Origin of the sequence: Methanothermobacter sp. KEPCO-1 (genome assembly GCF_008033705.1) — an archaeon.
GTDB classification, from domain to species: Archaea; Methanobacteriota; Methanobacteria; order Methanobacteriales; family Methanothermobacteraceae; genus Methanothermobacter; species Methanothermobacter marburgensis.
This window is the reverse complement of record NZ_CP042937.1, coordinates 1,620,643-1,641,671: the sequence shown is the minus strand read 5'-3', so window position 1 is coordinate 1,641,671 and position 21,029 is coordinate 1,620,643. Positions and strand designations below refer to the sequence as shown.

Below are 21,029 nucleotides of genomic sequence, written 5' to 3'. Positions count from 1 at the left end.
AGAAAATCAGAGTTAAATGGAATCCGGGTACGATGAATCCAGGTATAAGAACCAAACCTGATAAAATTGATGCAGGTAATCACAAAGAAAATCAGAGTTAAATGGAATCCGGGTACGATGAATCCAGGTATAAGAACCAAACCTGATGAAAAATTAAAGGGGGTTGGCCTCTTTAGGCCGATGATTTAACCACAAACATGCCGGGTTTCCTTGATGTGGGGTGGTATATCTTGTTGTAGCCACTGTAGTCATAGTCCACCCATCTACTGCCGCTGTACACCTGTACTGTGCGGTGTCGTGGTGACATGCTCGTGGCGTACTGTATTATACGCACCTTCTTCCCGGCTGATGTGAGTTTTTTATATAAGTATTCACTCATAGCCCAGCAGTCCCCTATGTCTGGATCATAACGGTACGTGCTGGTGCTGTAGGCCGCCCGTACCCTCTTTTTCTTGTAGTACTTATATTTCTTGTAGTACCTTTTCTTCACACTGGTACGGTACGTAGCCTTGACCTTCTTCCTGTAGGTCTTTTTATATTTCTTGTATTTCTTGTACTTGTATGCGGCGTCAACCTTCACAGGTTCCGCCTTTATGGTCTGTGTTTTTGCCACTATTTTTGCGTTTTCTGTTCCAGTATTTGTTGCCTCACTGATGGGCACTGAACCCACAGTGAACATCAGTGCAAAGAGCACTGTGACTGCTTTGAATCGCGTAATTCTATCGCCTCCATGTCCAATACTAACCCTTCAGGTCACTTAGGACACTGAGTCAATGGTTACATCATCATAGTATATAAATGTTTCCATAAAATAAAAGCTCTGAGAGCTCCTTTAATCAAAAAAAGCCACCAGAATCCTTTTCTAATATTCAGATATTCTCTGAGAATCCATCCCACTTTATTTGAAGATAGGGACCATCATGGAATCCCATTTGGAGTTTAGGGGCAGAGGGGCTCCCCGATACGATGGAGATTCAGAAGGTAAATACTGTATAAAGAGTGACTTACAGGGCTTATTTCTGTTAAAGGAAGAACTAGAATGCTCAATAAATTAAAAGCAACATTAAAATGAAAATTTGAATTTAAAATGATTTTAAAGGCTTATATAAATCTAAAGAACTCTTTAAAGTGTCAAAAATGGAAATAAAATTATTTGCGGGCTTTTAAAAATTTAGCCCGCCTTCTGTATGGTGGATACACCGTCGGACTTTTCAACCCGGTATATGTGGTCTGCAAGGTTTTCAAGTTCCTCCTCATGGGATACCAGGATTATCTGTCTGGCTTCAAGTTCATCGAAGATGTCTCTGAGCTTGTAGAGCTGCTCCTTGCTGAACCCATCGGTTGGCTCGTCCAGTATGAGTATATCAGACCGCACATCGGTGAGGCTCTGGACCACCATGTTGAGGGCGAGTCTGTAGGCAAGTGCTATGCTGGTCCTCTCACCACCACTGAGGTACTCCAGGTTCTGTTCGTAGCCGTCCTGCTCCACAATGGGTGTGAAGTCCTCGTCAATCCGCACCGATTTATCCTGGTCATCCACCAGGACCCTGAACCATTTCTGGAACCTCTCATTGAACTCATGGTTTATCTGTGCCATCACATGGGTCTCAATGTCAGCGAGTGCAGGGATGAAGTAGGATTCAAGCCAGGTCACATGATCCTTCAGTTCACTGGCACGTTTTCTGAGTTTATTCTTTTCATCAATTTCATTCTCAAGGTTCCTGATCTGTTTCTCCTTTTCCTCGATTTTCCCCCCAACTGATCCAAGACTCTTTCTTTTCTCATTCTCAGAAGTTTCAAGTTCATGGAGCTTTTCACTTACCCCCTGTATACTGGCCTCCACCTTCTCCCTGTTTTTGAGTGCCTCCTGGTTTTTCTTTATTTCCTCTTTCTTTTCAGCGATGATTGTAGCATTTTCATTAATCTTCTGGAGGTTCTCTCTGTATTCCCTGCTGGTTTCAGGGTTGAGTTCATGAATTCTTTTTTCAAGGTCCTCTATCTTCGAATCTGATGCTGAAAGTTTGCTGAAACAGTTCTTCTCCCTTTCCCGGAGAGCTTCCAGGTCCTCCTCAATTTTTCTGAAATGGGATTCCGCATCCTTCAGTTCACTGATTATCCTTTCATTTTTCTTTATATCTGATTCAATGCCTCTGATTTCTTCCTTCTTATTCTCAAGTTCCTTCTTTTTTCCCCCACATTCGTCTGTCTTCTTCTTAAGGTCCTTCCTAAGTCTAGTGAGTTCTTCCCTGGACCGCATGTATTCTATTACACGTTTTAGGAGTTCTTCTTTATTTTTGATGTTCGCTTTAAGCTCCTTTATTCTTGATTTAAATGACTTTTCCCTCTTTCGGGCATCTTTGAGTTTATCGTTTATGTACTCAGGATCCACATTCTGGTCACAGGTGGGACAGACACTAATATCTTTGATGGACATGTAGTCCTCTATCTTACCAGAAATGGCGCCCAACTTATGCCGGAGATTCGATACCTCGCCCTCAAGTTTATCCATCTCAGCTTTCAATTCATCCTCACTGTATCCAGGATCCTCAAGGGACTCCAGTTTTCCTATCTCTGATTTGAGGTCGTCAATCTCACCCTTAATTGTGGTGATTTCACGTTCCACATTGTCCATGACACCTGAAAGGGTCTTAAATTGATTCTTAAGACCTTCAAGCTTGGTAGTAGCATCTCTGAACCTTTCATAGTCATCTCTGATGGATTTTTCCTCATCCTTCATCTTTTCAATATCATTTCTGAGTGAATCATGTTCCTCCTGAAGCTTTTTCCTCAAATCCTTGCACTTCTGAAGTTCATCCATGGATTTCTTATATTCTTCCTCTATGTCCCTGTTTTTCCTCTTGAGACTATCTGAGAATGAACTCAGGTTTTCAATTTCATTCTTGAGGGATTCTATCCTATCTTCAGCAGCCCGAATCTTGTTTTCCTCCTTTTCGAGTTCTTCAAGTTCCAGTTCGAGTTTGCTGATCTCATCCTCGATTTCTTTGAGTTCAGCTTCGAGATTTTCCCTCTCAGATTCCAGTTCCCCCTTCTCAGTGATAATATTGTTGAGCTCATTTTTCTTATCATCAAGGTCGTAGGATCTATCCTCAAGGCTTTTTGCGGATCTCCTGATTTTCCGCGAAAGCAACCTGGCATTATCCGCTGCTCTGCTGTACCTCTCAAGGTCGAAGGCCTTTCTGAGCCTTTCAAGCCGCTCATTTTTTCCGGTCTCTATTATGCTCTTCATCTGCTCCTGTGGGGTGAAGACCGCGTAACGGTATATCCTGCTCCTGGCCCTTGGATTCAGGGGTTCCCTGTAACCCAGGATGTCAAGTACCTCGGCCTTCAGTTCCTTTGCAGAGAGTTTCCTTCTCCCTGTGGGTGTTCTGATGTAGAGTTCCCCCTGCTGCACCCCTGAGGCGGCCCTTTTAAGTTCCCGGTAGATGGTGTACTCTGCACCATCAACCGTGAAGGTGAGTTTGACTGAACCTGAATTTGCTGTGGCCCTCAGAAGGCTGTCACCCCTCTGGTCACCCAGCCCGAAGAGCGCAAATTCTATTGCAAGTAGAAGCGTGGTCTTACCTGAACCTATATCCCCCTCAAATAGGGTCACCCCATCATCAAACTCGACAGTTCCTGATTCATAGCTCCTTATGTTCCTGAGTTCAAGTGAATTGATAATCAAAGAGTATCACCACCGATATCAGTTATCTGGATTCACCCGAGAGCAGGTCAACACCATCATCTCTCCTGAGGTCATCGGTTATCATCATCCAGATTAACCCCCATGACAGCCTCTGCTTCCTCAATGATCCTCCTCTCATATTCTTCCCTCTTCTCACCGGGGGCAATTTCATTCTCAAGTTTCCTGAGGAGTTCAACAGCAAGGTAATCGCCAATCTTCATGAGATTTCTGTTTCTGATGTCAAGTCCTGCGAGTTTCTCCCTGAAGATCCTCCTCTCAAGTGCGGGGATGTCACTCTCAGCGACCCTCACCTTCTGTATCTCACGGGTGCTGAGGCCGTGCCTGTTGATCTGGACAACACGGGCCCCCCTGGATTCAAGTTCCCTCCTTATCCATGCCGAATCTATGTCCGAGGTCCTGCCTGAGCTGAGCTCACCCCTGATCTTGAACATCACAACCTTTCCCTTAACATCGTGTTCCCCCATTTCCCTGCCTATGAGGAGGGATGCGTCCTGGGAGTTCTTACCTGTAACATCACATTCCATGTATTCAAAGTCAGCAGGCCTTATAACCCTGAACTGGGGAGTTTTTGCCTTTTCACTGAATTCAACAAGGTAGTATCCCCTCTCCTCTCCCCTGGCGTTTTCCTCAAGGTCCCCTGCGTATGAGCCGAAGAGTGCCCCGGGGTATACTATTGGACCGTAGCCCTCCTCCATGTAGCAGCCCTTCCTGTGGACGTGGCCCCCTGCATAGTACTCAAGGCCACGGGGGAAGAGGTTGAGGTCAATGGAATCCATCTCTGCAAAATCAACGGGTTTGAACTGGGTTATGGCGCTGTGGAACAGGAATATCCTGAAGCCGTCCTCGGCCTCAAGTGCCCCCCTGTCAAGGTTCCTGAAGTAGTCAACCTCCAGTGCCCTTGACCTCCCTGATAGGCCCGTGATCTTTGCCCCGGTCTTCTCATCCACTGTGAACTCCAGTCCCAGCTTCTTTCCGGGGATGGGGCGCACAACCTTCTCTATGACCCCCGCGGTTTCCAGGATGTCTATCATGGAGGTGTTTGATGGGCTGTAGTCGTGGCTCCCATAGTTGACGTAGATTGGGACCCCCTCATCCCTGACCCTCCTGAGTTCCATTGTGGCCCTCTTGACGGTCTCCATGTTTGGGATGTTGGAGTGGAAGAGGTCCCCCGCTATTATCATGAAGTCGACGTCATTCTCCAGTGCATCATCCAGTGCCATCCTGAAGGCCTGGAATTCCAGTTCCCGGAGTTCAGGCTGTTTCTGGGCCCCCAGGTGGCAGTCTGATAGGTGTGCGAATCTGTACATCAGTTTCACCTCATCCTATGAATTCAATGTCCCCCTCATCTTCATCCTCATGATCCGTGGATTCAGTGAACTCCTCAAAGAGTGGTATCTTCACGGGTACCGCGAACTTTGTGAATATGCTGCTCACTATGGCCTCACCCTTATCCAGGCTTGCTATTGCCCTGTTATCATCTGAAAGGTCCTGGGATGCGCTTCCTATTATCTCAGCCCTCTCCTGGGCCATCTCATTCCCCAGGATTATCTTGGTGTTCATGTTTGCAAGGACCGTCCTGGGGATGAGGCTTACGAGCTGGGTTATGGCGACCAGACCTATGTTGAATTTACGGCCCTCCCTTGCAATGGTGCTGTAGATGTTGTTTCCCTGCCTCTCAATGACCTCCTTTCCAAGGACACGGGGGGCCTCCTCTATCACTATCCCTATGACGGGTTTTCTCCTGAGCTCCCCTGTGGACTTGTACTTCTGGTACCTCCTGAAGATCTCACCGGATATCACGCTCCCAACGAGGAGTTCCGCCTCGCCCATGAGCCGGGATGTGTCCACCACAACTATCTTTCCATCCTCGAGGTGTCCTGCTATGTCCTTTATGGTTGATTCGCCACCCACATCCCTGAATACGCCTCCACGGGACTTTATCTCGCCTGTGTCCTCATCCATGTAGACTCCAAGGATAACATCGAAGACCCTTCTAAGTACACTGAGTGTCACAGATTTGACATCGGAAAGCTTCTCCCCTTCAACAATTTTGATGATCCATCTCTCTTTGTAGCAGTTGTGGTACTTTGCAATTGCCTGCTCCTGGGCCTGTGTGAATGGTATTATACCCTCAAAGTGCTCGGGTCTCAGGGCCCTCAGGTTTATTGCGAGGGTGTTCCCGCCGACCGGTGCATCCGGGGAGTAGTAGACCACGTTACCTGATGGGTGCTTTCCGAGCCCTGCCTCGTTCCTGCCATAGTACTCGTCGTGGGGGTCCAGCACCAGCATGCCCACACGGTCCATATCTGCCAGGCTCCAGAGCATGACCTTCACCAGGTTACTCTTACCCCTACCCGTGGTTGCAGGTATGAGGATGTGGTGGGTTATGGCGTCCAGTGCGTCGATGTAGACCGGTGTCTCAAGGACCTTTGAGCCGCTCCTCACATTCCCTAGGAATACCGGGTTGCGGGGCTTTTCAAGGAAGGCCAGGTCCCCATCCCTTATCCTCCGGACCTCCCTGAAGAACCCCGGAAGGCGTTTGGGTAGCATTGGCTCCCCATCCCTCACATGGAGTATTGGGCGGGCCTCTGCGATGATGTAGTTCCGCAGTTCCGGTTCAAGGAACTCCACGTCCCCCCTGTAACCCTCAAGGTTGAAGCCTGATGCAAGCTCCCTCATCCCCTGGGGTATCTGGGACCTGTATTTGAGGTCCTTGACCTGGAGTATCGTGTAGCCTTCTCCCTCAGCGACAAGGAGGTCTCCCAGTTCCACCGGTTCATCCGATTTCTGCCTTATGAGTACCGCGGCTGTTTCGCCACCTATTATCTGTCCTGCGATTTCCATCAATCCTCACCTGCATACCTGTTAAGTGTATCGTGGTAATCGAGACTTTCTGTCTCATATTTTATGCCCCTAAGTACTTCACCATCACTGATCTGTGACAGGACTCTTCTCCTGTAGATTTCAACTTCATCCCCTGAGACACGGGCCCTCATGTCCACGTCCACCAGCCCGTAGGGGTAGCCAGGGAAGCATGCGTCCCCCGCGTTCAGTGCAAGGGCTGATGCCACGTCCAGTGCCTTATACCCCTCATAATCTCCAAGGATATCCATGCGGAATATCCTCCCTGCCGGGTTCAGCTTAACCGCCGCCAGGATGGTGGGCCTGTCTGTCCTGATGGCTATGGGGTCGTAGCACCATGTCCCCTTCACCTCACCCTCTGATGCGAGCCTTCCGATGGCTGAAAGGAGTGAAATTGAAGTGGTGGTGTAGAGGGTGCAGGTCTTTGAGAGCCCTGCCACGTGGATGTCCCCCGACCTATCCCCGAGCTCGTTTATGTAATTGTTTTCCTTCTCGAATGACGCCTGCAGTGAGCCGTCCCTAACCAGAATATCCCCTGCATCGAGTTCATCAAGGACCCTAAGTGCCATGCTCCACTCTGCAAATCTCCTGGGAAGGCCCTTGAGGGTTGACTCATCAACCTTGAGAGTTGACTCATCAAAGGTATCTGTGTCTTTCAGTTTAAGGTGCATGTCATCCTCATTCGGGAGGAATTCCAGGTACTCCTCCCTGATGGGGTGTAGCTGGAATCTGCACATCTCCTCCTCAGGGTTCATGGTCATGACAGAGAAGAACTCGATCCTCGATGGCATCTCGGGCTGGACCCTCTGGCCCCCCCTGAAGAGGCCCAGGGCAACCCTGTTGAGCTGGACTGAGATGCCCGGCCCCTCCAGTATGGGGCTGTTGCCGCCGTCTATGAAGGCAATGAGCCTTTCCTCTCCCCCCTCAATGGGCCTGAAGTTAGCTGTGCTGAATTCATGCGCCATGTATTTAGCTGACCTGAAGTAGGGTCTTCCGATCCCTGACCTCACCCTGTTCTCAAGGGTCTGTGCAATCCTATCAAAAATGTCCAATAAAAAATCCCCCATGTAAATGTTTAATGTTGAATAAGAAATAAATGTTATAAATAGTTTGTGGTTTTTAATTGAATGACCGGGTCATCTGACCGTTCCAGGGATATCCCAGGCCGTGCCTACTCCTCTGGCTCAACGATGACGGCTGTGCCGTAGGCAAGGATCTCCTGCATTATGTCGGATATGGAGTCTGAGTCGAAACGGACACTTATAACCGCATTGGCCCCGAGTTCACAGGCATGGTCAAGCATCCTCTCAAGGGCCTCCTGCCTTGAGTGCTCCATCATGGTGACGTACTCCTTGATCTCACCACCCACAATGGACCTTAAGCCTGCGCCTATCTGACCCCCGAGTCCCCTGCTTCTAACTGTCAGCCCATAAACGAATCCGAGGGTCTTAACAGCCCTGTATCCCGGGACATAGTTGCTTGTAACGTATACCACGTCACCATGCTTTTCAACTGCAGGCGCTTCTCTTCGCTCCTCAAGCCTCGTACCACACTCGTCACAGAAGTTTGAGTCAGCTCCATACTCCTTCCCACAGTTTGGACAGAATTTCTCTGCTGATGACTCCTTTGGGGAAGCTGAAACAGCGCCGCCTCTCCTCTCAGCCAGTCTCCTCTTCATCTCCTCACTTGTAACCATAATAACACCATAATTATTTTTATTGCAGACGTATAATAAGGTTACCATGAAGTCCGCCATTCCAGAGGATGATAGAAGAGGATTCCCGGGGTATATTCCAGACTGGATTCTCCCATACATCCCCCTCATCATCATAGCGGTGCTCCTCATTCTCAAACCCTACTACCTCTTCCCGACCCATGGCGACATTGACTTTCACCTTGTGAGGGCAAGGGAGATAATGATTGAGCCGCTCAAAGGCCTCATATGGGACTACATGGTCTACTACCCTCCAGGGAGGCCCCTGGGCCATCCGCCACTGCTTCATGTTATACTGGCAAGTCTCTGGACCCTGGGTGGTGTCAGGTTTGCCCATTCCATCATGTGCATGCTGCAGATACTCCTCACAGTGTTTACAGCATCCTTTGTGGCCTCAAGGTGGTACGGTGAGAGGGCCGGGTTCATAGCAGGTGCCCTGGTACTCGCATCTCCCCGTCCAGACACCCTCTCAGTTATAATGCCGGCAGCCTACATACCGGTCCTTCTGGTACTCACAGTTTACCTCCTGTCAGAGGATCGGCTATCTGCAGCGGTTACAGGGACACTTGCACTCTGGACCCACTTCATAGCACTCATAACAGTCGTCCCCGCGGTGCTGGCAGATGGTGTGAGGAGAAACCTCAGGGTGCTCCTCCTGCTCCTCCCATCCTTCATATTATGGTGGGCATACTTCCTCACAGCAAGGGGGGCCCCATCTGAGCCCGTGAATGGTGGCTACTTCAGTATAGGCTGGCTTGTGTTCCTCATACTCCTATACTTTGGGGTCCCTGGATTCTACCTTGTGAGGGGGCGGAGGGAGTTCAGACCCCTCATGGCCTACATTCTCATAGTACTCCTTGCTGAGGTCCTCTTTGATGACATATCAAGGGGGCTGCAGTACGTTGCACTCCCACTGGCAATTGTGGGCGGATACACTGGTTCAAGGTTACTTGACAACCCCTCAGGGGCTGTGAGGCTGGTTACAGGGATCCTCATCATTTCATCGGCCACTGTATTCGTCGAACAGCTTCTTCTAACTGATATAGGGTGGTCTGATGTGGACATACCATTTGAGAACAGATACTATCCCCTTAAGGAGTACATTGACACCCATACATCCCCTGATGATGTGGTGTGGGCCTCGGGTTCAGTTGCGGATAAGGTTGCCTGGATGACCGGGAGGAGGGTCTCCAATGGCCGCTATGGGCCCCCACCTGGATTCCAGGAGACATTTCAGGATTTGAATATCTATGAGGAGAATGGAAAATTCATAATAAATAATAAAGATAATGAGACAATTCAGATCATCTAAATCAAGTAGTGTTGTACATATACTGAATAACCAAAGAAACCATGAAAACCCAGCTGCGGAGGGAGCTGACCCTCTTTGACACGGTTAACCTTGTAATCGGGACCATAGTGGGGGCCGACATCTACATCGTGGCTGCCTATGGTGCAGGTAGCCTTGGCCCGGCCTCCATACTGGCCTGGTTCCTGGCCGGCCTCATGGCTGTGGTTATTGCACTTGCATTCTCTGAGGCCTCCAGGATCCTCCCTGTGACCGGGGGACCCTACGCCTATACATGTGAGACCCTTGGACGTTTCGCGGGTTTCATAACCGGATGGTCCCTCTGGGTTTCCTCGTGGATAGCCATAGCGGTGTTCCCCATAGCCTTTGTCTATTACCTTGAATACTTCATCCCCCTGAATGTCATGTGGGAGGCCCTCGTCAAGGTCCTCTTCATAGCCTCACTCACCCTCATAAACATTGCCGGTGTTGGGAGGGCCGGTAAGGTGAACGATATCCTGACGGTCCTCAAGGTGGCGCCAGTGCTCCTCTTTGCAATCCTGGGGGCGGTGTACCTCGCCCTCAACCCATCAACCCTTGCAGCTAATTACACCCCCCTGGCACCCATGGGCCTCGGGGCCCTTGGCGGTGTCACCGTCCTGGTGTTCTGGGCCTACGTTGGATTTGAACTTGTAACGGTCCCTGCAGATGAGGTTAAGAATCCTGAGAGGAACATACCCCTGGCCATAACCCTCGGGATGGTCTTTGTGATGCTATTCTATCTCCTCACCAATGCTGTTATCCTTGGGCTTGTGCCATGGAGGGTCCTTGCGGCCTCAAACGCGCCCCTCACGGTTGCCGGTTACAGCCTCATGGGTGGATTTGGGGCCCTGATACTAACTGCAGGTGCCGTGTTCTCGATTGCGGGTTCAGAGGAGGCAGGGATGCTCTCAACCGCCAGGCTGCTCTTTGCCATGTCCAGGGATGGTTTCCTTCCCCGTGCCCTCTCCAGGGTGCACGGGAGGTTCGGCACACCCCACGTCAGTATCCTGGTCCAGAACCTCACGGCCCTTGCAGCCGCACTCACCGGTACGGCGGCCGGGCTCATTGAACTATCTGTTTTAACACTTCTACTCCCCTACGCGGCAACCTGCGTTTCACTGGGGATACTTCGAAGGAGAGATGGCGCTAGGGTTCCTGTGAAGAGTGTCCTGGGTGTTCTTATCTGTGTTTACCTCCTTCTGAATACAACACCAGGGACCATCATCGCCGGCTTACTCCTGGTCATGGGGGGCGTGCCCCTCTACCTGATCTTCAGAAAAAAGAATCTAAAGTAGCTGTGGGTTCAGTACCCACTAAATGATGTGTGGAAGTCAGGCTATCCTTGCGTGTGAGTTTGTGTTTGATGATGTTCAGTGCCCCCTAAATGATGTGTGGAAGGAGTAGCAGGATAAAAATGTAGGTTAACAGTACACAGATCATTATTGTGGAGTGTCTCAGGGCACGTGGATGTCCACCATTTACACGCAGGTAGCATGGCCCAAGAACAAAAAGGATGGAACTCAAAAACCCATCAATGTGTTCCAGGGCCCATTCAAAAAGTAAATGCAGGTCTCCGGTTTTCCATGTCATGGTGAGGGTGTACATGACCCTGCTACTCTCCTGTGCCAGGTATGGCAGGATAAGCGCCATGAGAAGAATCAGCGGCCCGAAGAGGATGGGAAGGGATACTGCTGCCAGGATACGATCCCCTGACTCCTCAGGCTTTATCAGTTGCCGGATTGATAGATACAGAAATGCGAATGGGGTGAAAATCAGGGCCCCCAGGACCATTAGCAGTTCACTACGTGGCCTTTCCTTCAGTAATATGTATATGGCTGCAGCCGTAAGGGCTCCCATTACCAAGGTGCCCGCAAACTCAGCTCTGAAAATTATCAGTATGAACTGGGCGAGGGTGATTGCCGTGAAGGCGTATGAGATGACTGTGAGTGCCCTGAAGGGGTATGGGTAGATGGACTCAGGGAGGTCCTCCTCGATGGGGACACCGTTGGCTGTATCAAGTGCTATTTTAAGACATTTCTCAGAGGCCCATTGGTTCCCGAGTGCCTCAAAAGCCTCTGCCTTGCCGATCCATACCGGGACATTCCCTGCATCCAGCCTGATGGCCCTATCAAAGCATTCCAGTGCCTCCCGGTATCTCCCATGTTTATTCAGGGAGAACCCCATGTAGACCCATGATTGGGCATGGAGTGGATCAATGGCTGTGGCCTTTTCAAATGACTTCAGTGCCCCTTCATCTTCGCCCCACTGGTGAAGTATCAGACCCCTTCCATACCATAGGGTGGCGTTACTGGGGTTCTCATTGATGGATGATTCATAGAGTTCAAGGGCCCTCCGGTAACATGCGTCTCTCTCCTCATCCTCCCCGAGGATACTGTGGATGTAGCCCATCTTATGCCAGGCCCGTGGATGGGGACTTATTTCCGTCAGTCTCTCAAGGGCCTTCAGGGCATCCCTGTATCTTCCCATATTCTGGTTTATGTTACTCAGGAGCATCCATGCCGCCGGGTTTTCAGGGTCAGCCTCCGTAACCCTCCTGGCAATGTGGAGGGCCCTCTCAGGGGCACCCCACCCCACCAGAAATTCGGCAACTGCAAGCATGACCCTCTTCATAATACATATTCAAATATTAATAATATATAAATGGTGGCTTAAGGATTCCCTGTCCCCCTCCCTGGAATAAACTCCGCAATGCTCTGATACTATTATTCTGAACCTTCACCCTCCCCCCTGTGGACAGTCTTGGCCCAGCGCCTCTCGCGCCTCCGTAGCATGTGAACTGTCGCAGCCACAAAGAGCGGGATTAGGTATAGGCAGTAGGCCCAGTACTCAATGGATAACAGGATGGTACGGGGTATGCTGTAGCCGTCCATCCTTATACCGCTCATTGTGAGGGGGAAGAACGCCACGGTTGATATGAGGCCTATTATGAACGGGGCCTCCATCTTGAATCCGAAACCAGCAAGGTTCAGAATGAATACAATGTACCCCAGCATGACGAACCCTATGAAGATCATGGAGAAGAGGTAGAATATTGCGTCAAGCTTCCTGTGGAGTGCTATGGGGGCATCAATCATCGGGGCAAGGTATACGAAGAGTGTCTCCAGGTTACCTGTGAGCCAGCGGGTCCTCTGCCTGAAGAAGGCCGGCCACTCACTCACGGCCTCCTGAAAGACCTCCGCCTCCGGGGAATACCTGACATGGTACCCCCTGAGCATCAGCTTGACGCTGAGGTTCAGGTCCTCTGTAACCGCGTAGCCATCCCAGCCCCCAATCTCCTCAACAACCCTCCTCTTAACCAGCTGACCGTTGCCCCCCAGGAAGGCCGGGACATCCATGTTCATCCTTGACCTCATGATTACGTTGCCGAATATGGCGAACTCAAGGTCCTGCATCCTGGTGAGGAGGTTCTCATCTGCATTGTACATCCTCACCCTGGACTGGGCGCCGGCCACATCATCACCATCAAGGTAGGGGACTATATTCCTCAGGAAGTCCGGTTCAACCCTGGCATCGGCATCAAAGACCGCTATGATGTCACCATCGGCCAGTGCCACACCATCATTGAGGGCGTACCCCTTACCGTTGAAGGCGAAGGGGGCCCTCCTTGTCACAACCTTCAGGTGCCTGTACCTCTTCACCAGTTCCTCGAGGATCTCACCGGTACGGTCCGTTGACCCGTCGTTCACAACTATGATCTCATAGTTCCTCCTCCCGTTTACATGGTAGTCCAGGGATGAGAGGGTCTCAACGCACCTCTCAATGGTGTTCTCCTCGTTGTTGGCGGGGACTATAATGCTCACCATGGGCATTGAATCTGAAACAGGCCTTTCGGGTTTCCTGTAACTGAATGAAAGATGCAGGAGACTGTAGACCACCGGTATGAAGAGTGTGTACATGAGCCAGGTCATGCTCCGTGTTATGAAGCCGTAGGCTGCAAGGCCGAGTATCAGCGATGATACAAAGAAGACGCCGGTCTTCTCTATCTTCATCTCCTCAGCCTTGGTGACGATGACCTCATGCATCCTCCTTGAGTAGTCCTCCATGTCCCTGATGTTCTGTAGTACCACCTCGATCTCGGCCCTCAGCTGCTCGGTGCTGAAGGGCTTGAGTAGGTAACCGTAGGGTTCCGTCTCCAGTATCCTGGCGAGGGTCGAGTCATCTGAGTAGGCTGTCAGGTATATTACAGGGATCCCGTGTTCACCCTGTATCACCTCGGCGGCCTCTATACCATCCATCTCACCACGGAGGTAGACGTCCATGATGACAACGTCGGGCTGGAGTTCCGCGGCCGCTGATACAGCGCCCTCACCTGTATCCTCAACCCCCACAACCCTGAACCCTGCCTCCTCCAGTTTATGGGAGAGGTCGGCTGCGACGATCGCCTCATCCTCCACCACAAGGACACCGGGGACTGCCCCTGTCTTCCTCTCCTTCGGAACCTTCAGTAGGTCCCTTATATCAGCCCGGTACCGTTTGAGTGCTGTTTCAACCGTCACCTTGAGTGTCCGGTCATCGTAGGGTTTGAGGAGGTAACCGTAGGCTCCGGCCCTCCTGGCCCTCCCTATGGTCTCGGGGTCAGAGTAGGCTGTGAGGAACACCACCGGGACCCTGAGTTCCTTCACCCTCCGGGCCACATCCACACCATCCATCTCACCCCTCAGGACTATGTCCATGAGCACAAGGTCCGGCCTCTTCTCTGCTATCAGCCTGAGGGCCTCTTTACCTGTGGCTGCAACCCCAACGACCCTGTAGCCCATATCCTCCAGTCTCATCTGGAGGTCCGATGCTATGAGTGCCTCGTCCTCCACTATCAGAATTGACGTCATGTCCTCACCTTCAGTTACCAAGCCACCTTCTGAGTTTCCTGATGCCCATGGTGTTTATCACATCGTCTGGCTCTGCTCAGCCGCGCCTTGCAGTTATAACACCCCACCTGATATTCTCAAGGGCCCCCCGTGAGTGGGCGTCACTGTTTATTGCGATCCTGCAGCCCGCATCAACCGCCATCCTGACATGGGTGTCCCTGAGGTCCAGGCGGAGGGGGTTGGAGTTCACCTCCAGGGCGACTCCCAGTTCAGAGGCGCGTTCAACCACCCTCTCCATGTCAACCAGGGGGTCGGGTGACCCCAGGACTCGCCCGGTGGGGTGACCTATTATATCCACAGGGTCATGCTCCATTGCCCTGAGTAGTCTCTCTGTGATGTTCCCGGAGTCATGGATGCTTGCAACAACCAGGTCAAAGTCCTGCAGGATTTTATCAGGGACCTCTAGGCTCCCATCATAGAGTATGTTGACCTCGACACCTGCAAGGACCTCCACCTCCTCTATACGCTCGGCGGCCCTCAGGTATGCATCCACATCGTCGATGTACCTTGCATGGTCGGTGAAGGCAATGTACTCCCTCCCAAGGATGGATGCGTACTCTGCCATGTACTCCATTGCATCGATGCCGTCACTGAACAGGCTGTGCATGTGGAGGTCCCCCCTGATATCTGACAGATTTACAGGGTCCGGGAGTTTTCCCTCCGCTGCAGCGGCCACCTCGCCACGGTTCTCCCTGAGTTCAGGTTCAATGTATGTGAGGCCAAGGGCCTCCAGAACCTCGGCCTCTGTCCTCCCGGCGACCCTCTCATCCCCCCTGAAGAGGCCGTATTCACTGAGCTTCATCGAGGAGGAAATGGCTATCCTACGTAGCTCCACGTTGAACTCCCATGAGCCTGTGAAGTATAGGAGTGCCGCGCCAAAGACCTCGTCGTCGAAGACCCTGAGGTCACAGTCAAGGCCCTCCCTGAGGCGCACGGTTGACTTCCTGGGGCCCTTAACCACTACCTCCTCCACCAGGTCCATGGAGGTGAAGTGGTCCATGACCCTATGGGGGTCGGTGGCTGTCACCAGTATGTCGATGTCCCCGACGGTCTCCCGGCCCCTCCTTATGGATCCTGCCACCTCAACCCTCCTGACACCCTCAAGTTCAAGGAGCTCTGATTTTATCCTGGATGCCAGGGGGACCACGTAGGCGAGGGGTCTCCTGGAGATCCTTGACCTTGCAAGTTCAATGTTACGGAGTATCATTGCCTCCCTCTTCTCACCCATCCCCCTTAGCCTCCTTATACGGTGCCTCCTTGCCTGCTCCTCAAGGTCGTCCAGTGTCTTTATCCCCAGCTCCTCGTAGAGGAGTTTAACCGTCTTTGGACCCACACCCTCCACCGAGAGGAGGGAGTCAAGGTCCACCGGGTATTGCCCTGCCAGTTTCTCAAGGAGTGAGAGTGAACCTGTTGATAGTATCTCCTCTATCTTTGCAGCGATGTTCTCACCTATACCCGGGAGTTCCCTGAGTCTCCCCTGGGCTGCCACATCCTCTATGTCCTCCCCTAGAAATTCCACTGTCCTCGCGGCCCTCCTGTAGGCCTTTGTCCTGAATTCATCGCCCCTGAGTTCCATGTAGTCAGCAACACGGTTCAGAATATGGGCCACCAGATGGTTCTTCATAAGGGCATATATATTGTGCATATTAGTTAACCGTTTTTGCTTTCAGAAAAATGGCAACGCCCTCAATACAACCATGTTTTCGTTGAGTGAATAGATGGTTTACATGCAGATTAAGATGCGGACTCTGAGCTGGGTGAAGCGAGACATCTAGTTTGAAGAAACCAGTGGGAAATTAAAGCATTTATGAACTGATGATTGGCCCATAAGTAGTAGACCTCCGATCCACGAAAGATCAGTAAAATCAAATGGAAGGCCAAAAAAATATTAGAATTCATGAATTACTGGGGACAAAAAACATCAAAAAACTGAATCTTTAGATGTCAGCTACTCTGGATCAGTTAAAAGATAAAATATGACTAGAAAGACTTAGATGCCAGCTATACTCTGGATCAGTTAAAAGATAAAATATGACTAGATGGACCCCATACCCTCAACGATCTCACGGATCTTATCCTCAACGTTTGAACTGTTCTCAACCACGGTACCCGTGACTATGATATCTGCACCTGCACCTGCAACCCTTGCGGCATCAGCACCGGTCCTTATACCGCCACCCACTATGAGTATCTGGTCTGTGCACCTCTTAACAAGGGATATCATCTCCTCAGGCACATGCTGTGGGGCACCTGAACCCGCCTCAAGGTAGAAGAGCCTCATACCAAGGAACTCTGCGGCCATGGCATATGCTGCCGCAATGTCCGGTTTGTTTCTGGGAACAGGCTTTGTATCTCCAACCCAGCCCACCGTACCCCCTGGTTCAACCACAAGGTAACCCATTGGGAGGGCCTCTATCCCCATCTTCTTAACGGCTGGCGCGCCCAGGGCCTGGGCACCTATGATCCAGTAGGGGTTGTTTGAGTTGAGGAGACTCATGAAGAATATCGCATCTGCGTGGCGGCTGACACCTGTGGTGTTCCCGGGGAAAAGTATTATCGGGACATCTATGTTCTCCCTCAGAGCCCCTGCGGTGGCATCCAGTTCACTGGAATCGGTGGTTGACCCCCCGAGCATTATACCATCGGTACCGCCCCTTATGGCGGCCTCTGCGATTTCAACGGCCTCCTCAGGGGTCTGCTCCTCAGGGTCGATGAGGGTAAGGTGTATCTTCCTCTCCCCAAGAATATCATGGAAATAATCTTCAACCTTCATTTTGAACACTCAGAAAAGTAATAAATGGGGGAGTGGGGCTGTTTAACCCCTTGGTTCCTTTGCCTTGTACCTTAATCCCTTGTAACCGCACTTCCTGCATGTCTTTGCAGTTGGTGGGTTCCTGGCGTTACATTTAAGGCAGATCTTGATATTGAATAGTCTGTTTTCTGCTTCCTCAAATCTTGCCATAATTAGCCTCCTATGTATTTGTTCTGAATCTCAACAACCTCACGGCTATCCCTAGCCCGGGAGTAAGCTTCAAGAAGTTCACGGTTGAGGTCCAGGAAGTGTGGACCCCACTTGAAGTAGGACATGATGTCAGACGCTATATCTTTCAGTCCAACTATATAAAGGGTTGCCGCCACGGCCTCTGCAGTTGATAGTATGCAGGGTTTTCCATAGTTGGTGGGGTTTGCGGCCACCAGGAATGGCAGCGACCTGTGGTTCCCTGCGGTCTGGAATATGACCGATGACTTTCTGACCTTTTTCCATGAGCAGTCCAGGGCTGCGATGCCCCTCCTCATGACCATGTCACGGTCCTCGGGTGAGACTGCCTTTTCAGAAAAAGGGTTGAGGACAAGTGCACCTCTGGGTATCTGGTTGAGACTATTTACTATTTTAAATTTTCCCTTCCTCCCCAGTTTGAGGCTGGTGCACTTCTTCCTGTCACACTCCTCTGCATGGTATACCACGATTCTCATCAGGGTGATATTGGAATGTCCATGTATAAATAATTTGGAGGGATAGGGGATCCTAAGTGGCCTGTCCTAGAACATCTCCCTCTCATGCTCCAGATGGGGGATAACAAAACTAGCCGTCCTAGAACATTTCCCTCTCATGCTCCAGATGGGGGATAACAAAGTGAGCTCTGCTAGAACATCTCCCTCTCATGCTCCATTATCCCTGGAACAGCTATGGATGGGTCCTCAAGGTCATGGAGGTCATAGTAACTGCCACCTGAGGCCAGGGCTATCTCCATGTTGAGGTCCCTTCCACCCCTTGAGCCCTGCTCAAAGTTTATGACAGCGGAGGGTATATCCTCCTCCCTGAGCCTGGCTGCTGCCTCAATCGCCTCCCTCTTGGGGTTCCTCTCAACCCCAACGTTTGGCATACCGTCGCTGAGGATAACCATGAACGGGACGTACTCGCTGTGTCTCTTCTCCTCCCTGAGTATCTCAAGGCCCCTCTTTATGCCCTGTGCCATTGGTGTTGTACCACCAACCCTTATGCTGTCAACCGTATCCCTGAATGAAGATGCCCTGGCTGTTGAGGGTATTATAACCTTCGCGTCCCTTCCACGGAAACCCACAACACTTATCCTGTCCTTATGCCTCTGGGCGTCCTCTATGAACCTCTCTATGAGGCCCTTGACTCTGGCGGCCTTCTTCTCAGAGAACATGGACCCGCTTATATCCACAACCAGGACGATTGATGCCCTTGCACCGTGCTTGCGTATCTTCTCCCTTATATCGCCGGGTTCTATTTTAAGCTCCCCCCTTGAGGCGGCGGCCCTCAGTGTGGCGTCAACAGCAACGTCACCTGAGCCCCTGGGGAACCTGCTCTTCACGTACCTCCCCTTGGTGGTCTTTGACTCAACCCTTGAGCCGTAGAGGCGCTCCTTCTTCTTACCCCTGATCCTGAGGAGCTTCTTTATATCAACGTCCATGTCCTGGGTTTCAGGTTCCCTGCCCTCCACATCAGCGGCAAGGGCCCCCAGGGATGATGCCGAAGGTGAAGCACCTGAATCTCCACTGCTACCTTCACCTGGCGACCCCTCTGCAGGGGTTTCATCCTCTTCACCCTCCCCTGAGTCACCGCCTGAGTCACCACTTTCTGATTCAGGCTCCTCTGACTCCCTTTCACGCTCCATCTCCTCACGGGCCCTCTGCATCTCCCTTCTCGTGTTTTCACGGTTATAGGTCCTTCCAGGTATTCTCTCCCCCAGAACCAGTATTATGGCATCCTCGACGTCCTCCTCACGGACCCTCCTCCTGCCGTTGAAGGCCGCTATGGCCTTTGAGGTCCTCACGATTGCAATATCGGACCGGTGCCCATCGACACCCGCATCGACACAGACCCTTGCTATCAGCTCAAGGAGGTCGTCGTCAATGGTGACCGCTGGAAGGAGCTTCCTGGCCTCCATTATCCTCTCCCTGAGTTCCCGCTGACTCTCAGCGAACCTCTCAACGAATCCCTCTGGGTCATCCTCGAATTCATCCCTCCGCTTCATTATGAGGATCCTCTGCCTGATGTCGGTGACCGTCCCAACATTTATGTGTATACCTATCCTGTCTGAGAGCTGGGGCCGGAGTTCACCCTCAGCGGGGTTCATGGTCCCAACCAGGATGAACCTTGATGGGTGCTGAAGGGATATTCCCTCCCTCTCAACTGTGTTCACACCGTAGGCCGCCGCATCAAGCAGGACATCCACCAGGTGGTCGTCCAGGAGGTTTATCTCGTCAACGTAGAGTATGTTCCTGTTGGCCTCTGCGAGTATACCCGGCTCAAGGGCCTTTATACCCTCTGTGAGCGCCTTCCCTATGTCAAGGGAACCAACCACCCGGTCCTCTGTTGCACCCAGTGGTAGTTCAACCACCCGCATCTTCCGGTACTCCACCTCCAGGTCACCTGAACGGCACACCCCACATGCCTCTTCAGGTTCATCAGGGTCGCAGTTGAAGGGGCAGCCCTTAACTGTCCGCAGTGATGGGAGAAGGTCTGCCAGGGCCCTCACGGCGGTTGTTTTACCTGTCCCCTTATCACCCTTTATGAGTACACCGCCTATCCTGGGGTTTATTGCATTGAGTATAAGGGCCTTTTTCACCCTCTCCTGTCCAACTATAGCTGTGAATGGAAAAATAAGGTTCTTCATTAACTCACCTGGTTTTTATAACCATATAATTCTATCTTTATTCTCAATAATAAGTTTTTACGTGAAATGGTATTAAAATGGGCTTCTGGTGTAGGAATCTGTAGAAGGTAGATAATGGTATTAAAATAATGGTCAAGTGTAGGAATCCTCTGGATAAAGTAAATAAGGGATGCCGAAGATAGATTAAGCTGGTGATAGATATGTGCACTGTTGGAGGTCCAATGGCTGATATAGACATCAAGAAAATGAAGACCCGTAAATGTAAGTGCCTTGACTGTGGAAACGAGTTCAAGGGTGTTGGAAGGCGGATAATCTGCCCATCATGCCAGTCAGATAACGTTGAATGTGAAGGCTAGAGGGTGAGTGGTCTGGAATTCAATCTGAGGGATGACAGGATACTCTTTGTGGAGTCGGACTCAGGTACACTTGGCATAATACCCTCCGGCAGGAGGAGAACCATCTTCATGAACACCCCTGATGACGAGGTCGCCCTGTTCCTTGAACCCGACGACCTCATAGTCATATCTGCATTCAGCTCAGGGGAAAAGGCGAGGAGGGGCATAATGGCCCTCGCCTACCTCCTCCTTGAGATAGAAAATCCCCTTGTTGTTCTCCCTGAGAACCATCCAGGGTCCAGGAGGCTGAAAATGGTGGTCTCTGCCTCAGATACCATAAGATTGAGCTGCGAGATAACCCCTGGCACCCACCCGGACCATCACCTCCTCTGCTCGGTCAGCGAACTCTCAGGAATGGGGATAGTGTCGGAGAATGGCCTGGTTAAACTCTCAAACACGCCACCGGGCATCAGGACGCGGGTGACAAAACTTGAGTGGTGAGGTGGGGAAACTATTTTTAAGTACACCCACATAAACCATGAACGTGAATG

Annotated in this window: 17 protein-coding genes and 1 pseudogene; 4 read left to right on the top strand and 14 right to left on the bottom strand. The window is 51.2% G+C overall.

Annotated features, from left to right (window positions below; genetic code table 11):
- Positions 1-172 precede the first annotated feature (172 nt).
- From FVF72_RS08815 to FVF72_RS09455, 7 genes and pseudogenes are all read right to left on the bottom strand, one after another.
- Positions 173-679: a hypothetical protein gene (locus FVF72_RS08815; protein WP_255503717.1), complete on the bottom strand. Its 507-nt coding sequence runs from the start codon at positions 677-679 to the stop codon at positions 173-175.
- 492 nt (positions 680-1,171) lie between these two features.
- The gene (locus FVF72_RS08810; protein ID WP_147671896.1) at positions 1,172-3,685 is read right to left on the bottom strand and encodes an AAA family ATPase; all 2,514 of its coding nucleotides are present in this window, start codon (positions 3,683-3,685) and stop codon (positions 1,172-1,174) included.
- Between the two features lie 71 nt (positions 3,686-3,756).
- Positions 3,757-5,013: a DNA repair exonuclease gene (locus tag FVF72_RS08805; protein ID WP_147671895.1), complete on the bottom strand. Its 1,257-nt coding sequence runs from the start codon at positions 5,011-5,013 to the stop codon at positions 3,757-3,759.
- A gap of 10 nt (positions 5,014-5,023) precedes the next feature.
- Positions 5,024-6,550: an ATP-binding protein gene (locus FVF72_RS08800; RefSeq protein WP_187239633.1), complete on the bottom strand. Its 1,527-nt coding sequence runs from the start codon at positions 6,548-6,550 to the stop codon at positions 5,024-5,026.
- Positions 6,550-7,620: a DNA double-strand break repair nuclease NurA gene (locus FVF72_RS08795; protein ID WP_255503716.1), complete on the bottom strand. Its 1,071-nt coding sequence runs from the start codon at positions 7,618-7,620 to the stop codon at positions 6,550-6,552. Before FVF72_RS08795 ends, FVF72_RS08800 begins: the two co-directional genes overlap by 1 nt.
- Before the next feature lie 119 nt (positions 7,621-7,739).
- Complete coding sequence (locus tag FVF72_RS09460; RefSeq protein ID WP_255503826.1) at positions 7,740-8,063, bottom strand: heavy metal-binding domain-containing protein; 324 nt, start codon at positions 8,061-8,063, stop codon at positions 7,740-7,742.
- Between the two features lie 48 nt (positions 8,064-8,111).
- A pseudogene (locus FVF72_RS09455) lies at positions 8,112-8,246 on the bottom strand (zinc-ribbon domain-containing protein); the annotation flags it as partial.
- 64 nt (positions 8,247-8,310) lie between these two features.
- Between FVF72_RS09455 and FVF72_RS08785 the strand changes: the two are divergent.
- Both FVF72_RS08785 and FVF72_RS08780 read left to right on the top strand, forming a co-directional pair.
- The gene (locus FVF72_RS08785) at positions 8,311-9,594 is read left to right on the top strand and encodes a hypothetical protein (RefSeq protein ID WP_147671892.1); all 1,284 of its coding nucleotides are present in this window, start codon (positions 8,311-8,313) and stop codon (positions 9,592-9,594) included.
- Positions 9,595-9,635: 41 nt separating this feature from the next.
- Entirely contained in the window at positions 9,636-10,907 is a 1,272-nt protein-coding gene (locus FVF72_RS08780; protein ID WP_147671891.1) for an amino acid permease, read from the top strand.
- A gap of 85 nt (positions 10,908-10,992) precedes the next feature.
- Here FVF72_RS08780 and FVF72_RS08775 read toward each other — a convergent pair whose 3' ends face one another.
- The 7 genes from FVF72_RS08775 to FVF72_RS08745 form a co-directional block, all read right to left on the bottom strand.
- Positions 10,993-12,243 (bottom strand): tetratricopeptide repeat protein, encoded by a 1,251-nt coding sequence (locus FVF72_RS08775; RefSeq protein ID WP_013295757.1) that lies wholly within the window; start codon positions 12,241-12,243, stop codon positions 10,993-10,995.
- A gap of 92 nt (positions 12,244-12,335) precedes the next feature.
- Positions 12,336-14,459 carry a response regulator gene (locus FVF72_RS08770; RefSeq protein ID WP_147671890.1) on the bottom strand — a complete coding sequence of 708 codons (2,124 nt, stop codon included), beginning with the start codon at positions 14,457-14,459 and terminating at the stop codon, positions 12,336-12,338.
- A gap of 76 nt (positions 14,460-14,535) precedes the next feature.
- The gene (locus FVF72_RS08765) at positions 14,536-16,122 is read right to left on the bottom strand and encodes a helix-hairpin-helix domain-containing protein (RefSeq protein WP_147671889.1); all 1,587 of its coding nucleotides are present in this window, start codon (positions 16,120-16,122) and stop codon (positions 14,536-14,538) included.
- Positions 16,123-16,533: 411 nt separating this feature from the next.
- Positions 16,534-17,271 (bottom strand): geranylgeranylglyceryl/heptaprenylglyceryl phosphate synthase, encoded by a 738-nt coding sequence (locus tag FVF72_RS08760; protein ID WP_147671888.1) that lies wholly within the window; start codon positions 17,269-17,271, stop codon positions 16,534-16,536.
- A 42-nt stretch (positions 17,272-17,313) separates the two neighbouring features.
- Positions 17,314-17,460: a 50S ribosomal protein L40e gene (locus tag FVF72_RS08755; RefSeq protein ID WP_010876192.1), complete on the bottom strand. Its 147-nt coding sequence runs from the start codon at positions 17,458-17,460 to the stop codon at positions 17,314-17,316.
- A gap of 2 nt (positions 17,461-17,462) precedes the next feature.
- On the bottom strand, positions 17,463-17,972 hold the full coding sequence (locus tag FVF72_RS08750; protein ID WP_013295761.1) for a DUF367 family protein: 510 nt from the start codon (positions 17,970-17,972) through the stop codon (positions 17,463-17,465).
- Positions 17,973-18,142: 170 nt separating this feature from the next.
- Positions 18,143-20,143, bottom strand: coding sequence for a VWA domain-containing protein (locus FVF72_RS08745; protein WP_147671887.1), 2,001 nt, complete (start codon positions 20,141-20,143; stop codon positions 18,143-18,145).
- A gap of 200 nt (positions 20,144-20,343) precedes the next feature.
- Between FVF72_RS08745 and FVF72_RS08740 the strand changes: the two genes are divergently transcribed.
- Complete coding sequence (locus FVF72_RS08740; RefSeq protein ID WP_013295763.1) at positions 20,344-20,499, top strand: hypothetical protein; 156 nt, start codon at positions 20,344-20,346, stop codon at positions 20,497-20,499.
- Positions 20,500-20,502: 3 nt separating this feature from the next.
- Positions 20,503-20,979 carry a hypothetical protein gene (locus tag FVF72_RS08735; protein WP_147671886.1) on the top strand — a complete coding sequence of 159 codons (477 nt, stop codon included), beginning with the start codon at positions 20,503-20,505 and terminating at the stop codon, positions 20,977-20,979.
- The last annotated feature ends 50 nt before the right edge of the window (positions 20,980-21,029 follow it).

Excerpts from the sequence above, each read along its gene's own strand:
- FVF72_RS08755 (WP_010876192.1), bottom strand. The coding sequence starts at position 17,460 with ATGGCAAGATTTGAGGAAGCAGAAAACAGACTATTCAATATCAAGATC.
- FVF72_RS08740 (WP_013295763.1), top strand. The coding sequence starts at position 20,344 with ATGTGCACTGTTGGAGGTCCAATGGCTGATATAGACATCAAGAAAATG.
- FVF72_RS08805 (WP_147671895.1), bottom strand. The coding sequence starts at position 5,013 with ATGTACAGATTCGCACACCTATCAGACTGCCACCTGGGGGCCCAGAAA.
- FVF72_RS08770 (WP_147671890.1), bottom strand. The coding sequence starts at position 14,459 with ATGACGTCAATTCTGATAGTGGAGGACGAGGCACTCATAGCATCGGAC.
- FVF72_RS08750 (WP_013295761.1), bottom strand. The coding sequence starts at position 17,972 with ATGAGAATCGTGGTATACCATGCAGAGGAGTGTGACAGGAAGAAGTGC.
- FVF72_RS08745 (WP_147671887.1), bottom strand. The coding sequence starts at position 20,143 with ATGAAGAACCTTATTTTTCCATTCACAGCTATAGTTGGACAGGAGAGG.
- FVF72_RS08780 (WP_147671891.1), top strand. The coding sequence starts at position 9,636 with ATGAAAACCCAGCTGCGGAGGGAGCTGACCCTCTTTGACACGGTTAAC.
- FVF72_RS08760 (WP_147671888.1), bottom strand. The coding sequence starts at position 17,271 with ATGAAGGTTGAAGATTATTTCCATGATATTCTTGGGGAGAGGAAGATA.
- FVF72_RS08785 (WP_147671892.1), top strand. The coding sequence starts at position 8,311 with ATGAAGTCCGCCATTCCAGAGGATGATAGAAGAGGATTCCCGGGGTAT.
- FVF72_RS08800 (WP_187239633.1), bottom strand. The coding sequence starts at position 6,550 with ATGGAAATCGCAGGACAGATAATAGGTGGCGAAACAGCCGCGGTACTC.
- FVF72_RS08775 (WP_013295757.1), bottom strand. The coding sequence starts at position 12,243 with ATGAAGAGGGTCATGCTTGCAGTTGCCGAATTTCTGGTGGGGTGGGGT.
- FVF72_RS08765 (WP_147671889.1), bottom strand. The coding sequence starts at position 16,122 with ATGAAGAACCATCTGGTGGCCCATATTCTGAACCGTGTTGCTGACTAC.
- FVF72_RS08815 (WP_255503717.1), bottom strand. The coding sequence starts at position 679 with ATGTTCACTGTGGGTTCAGTGCCCATCAGTGAGGCAACAAATACTGGA.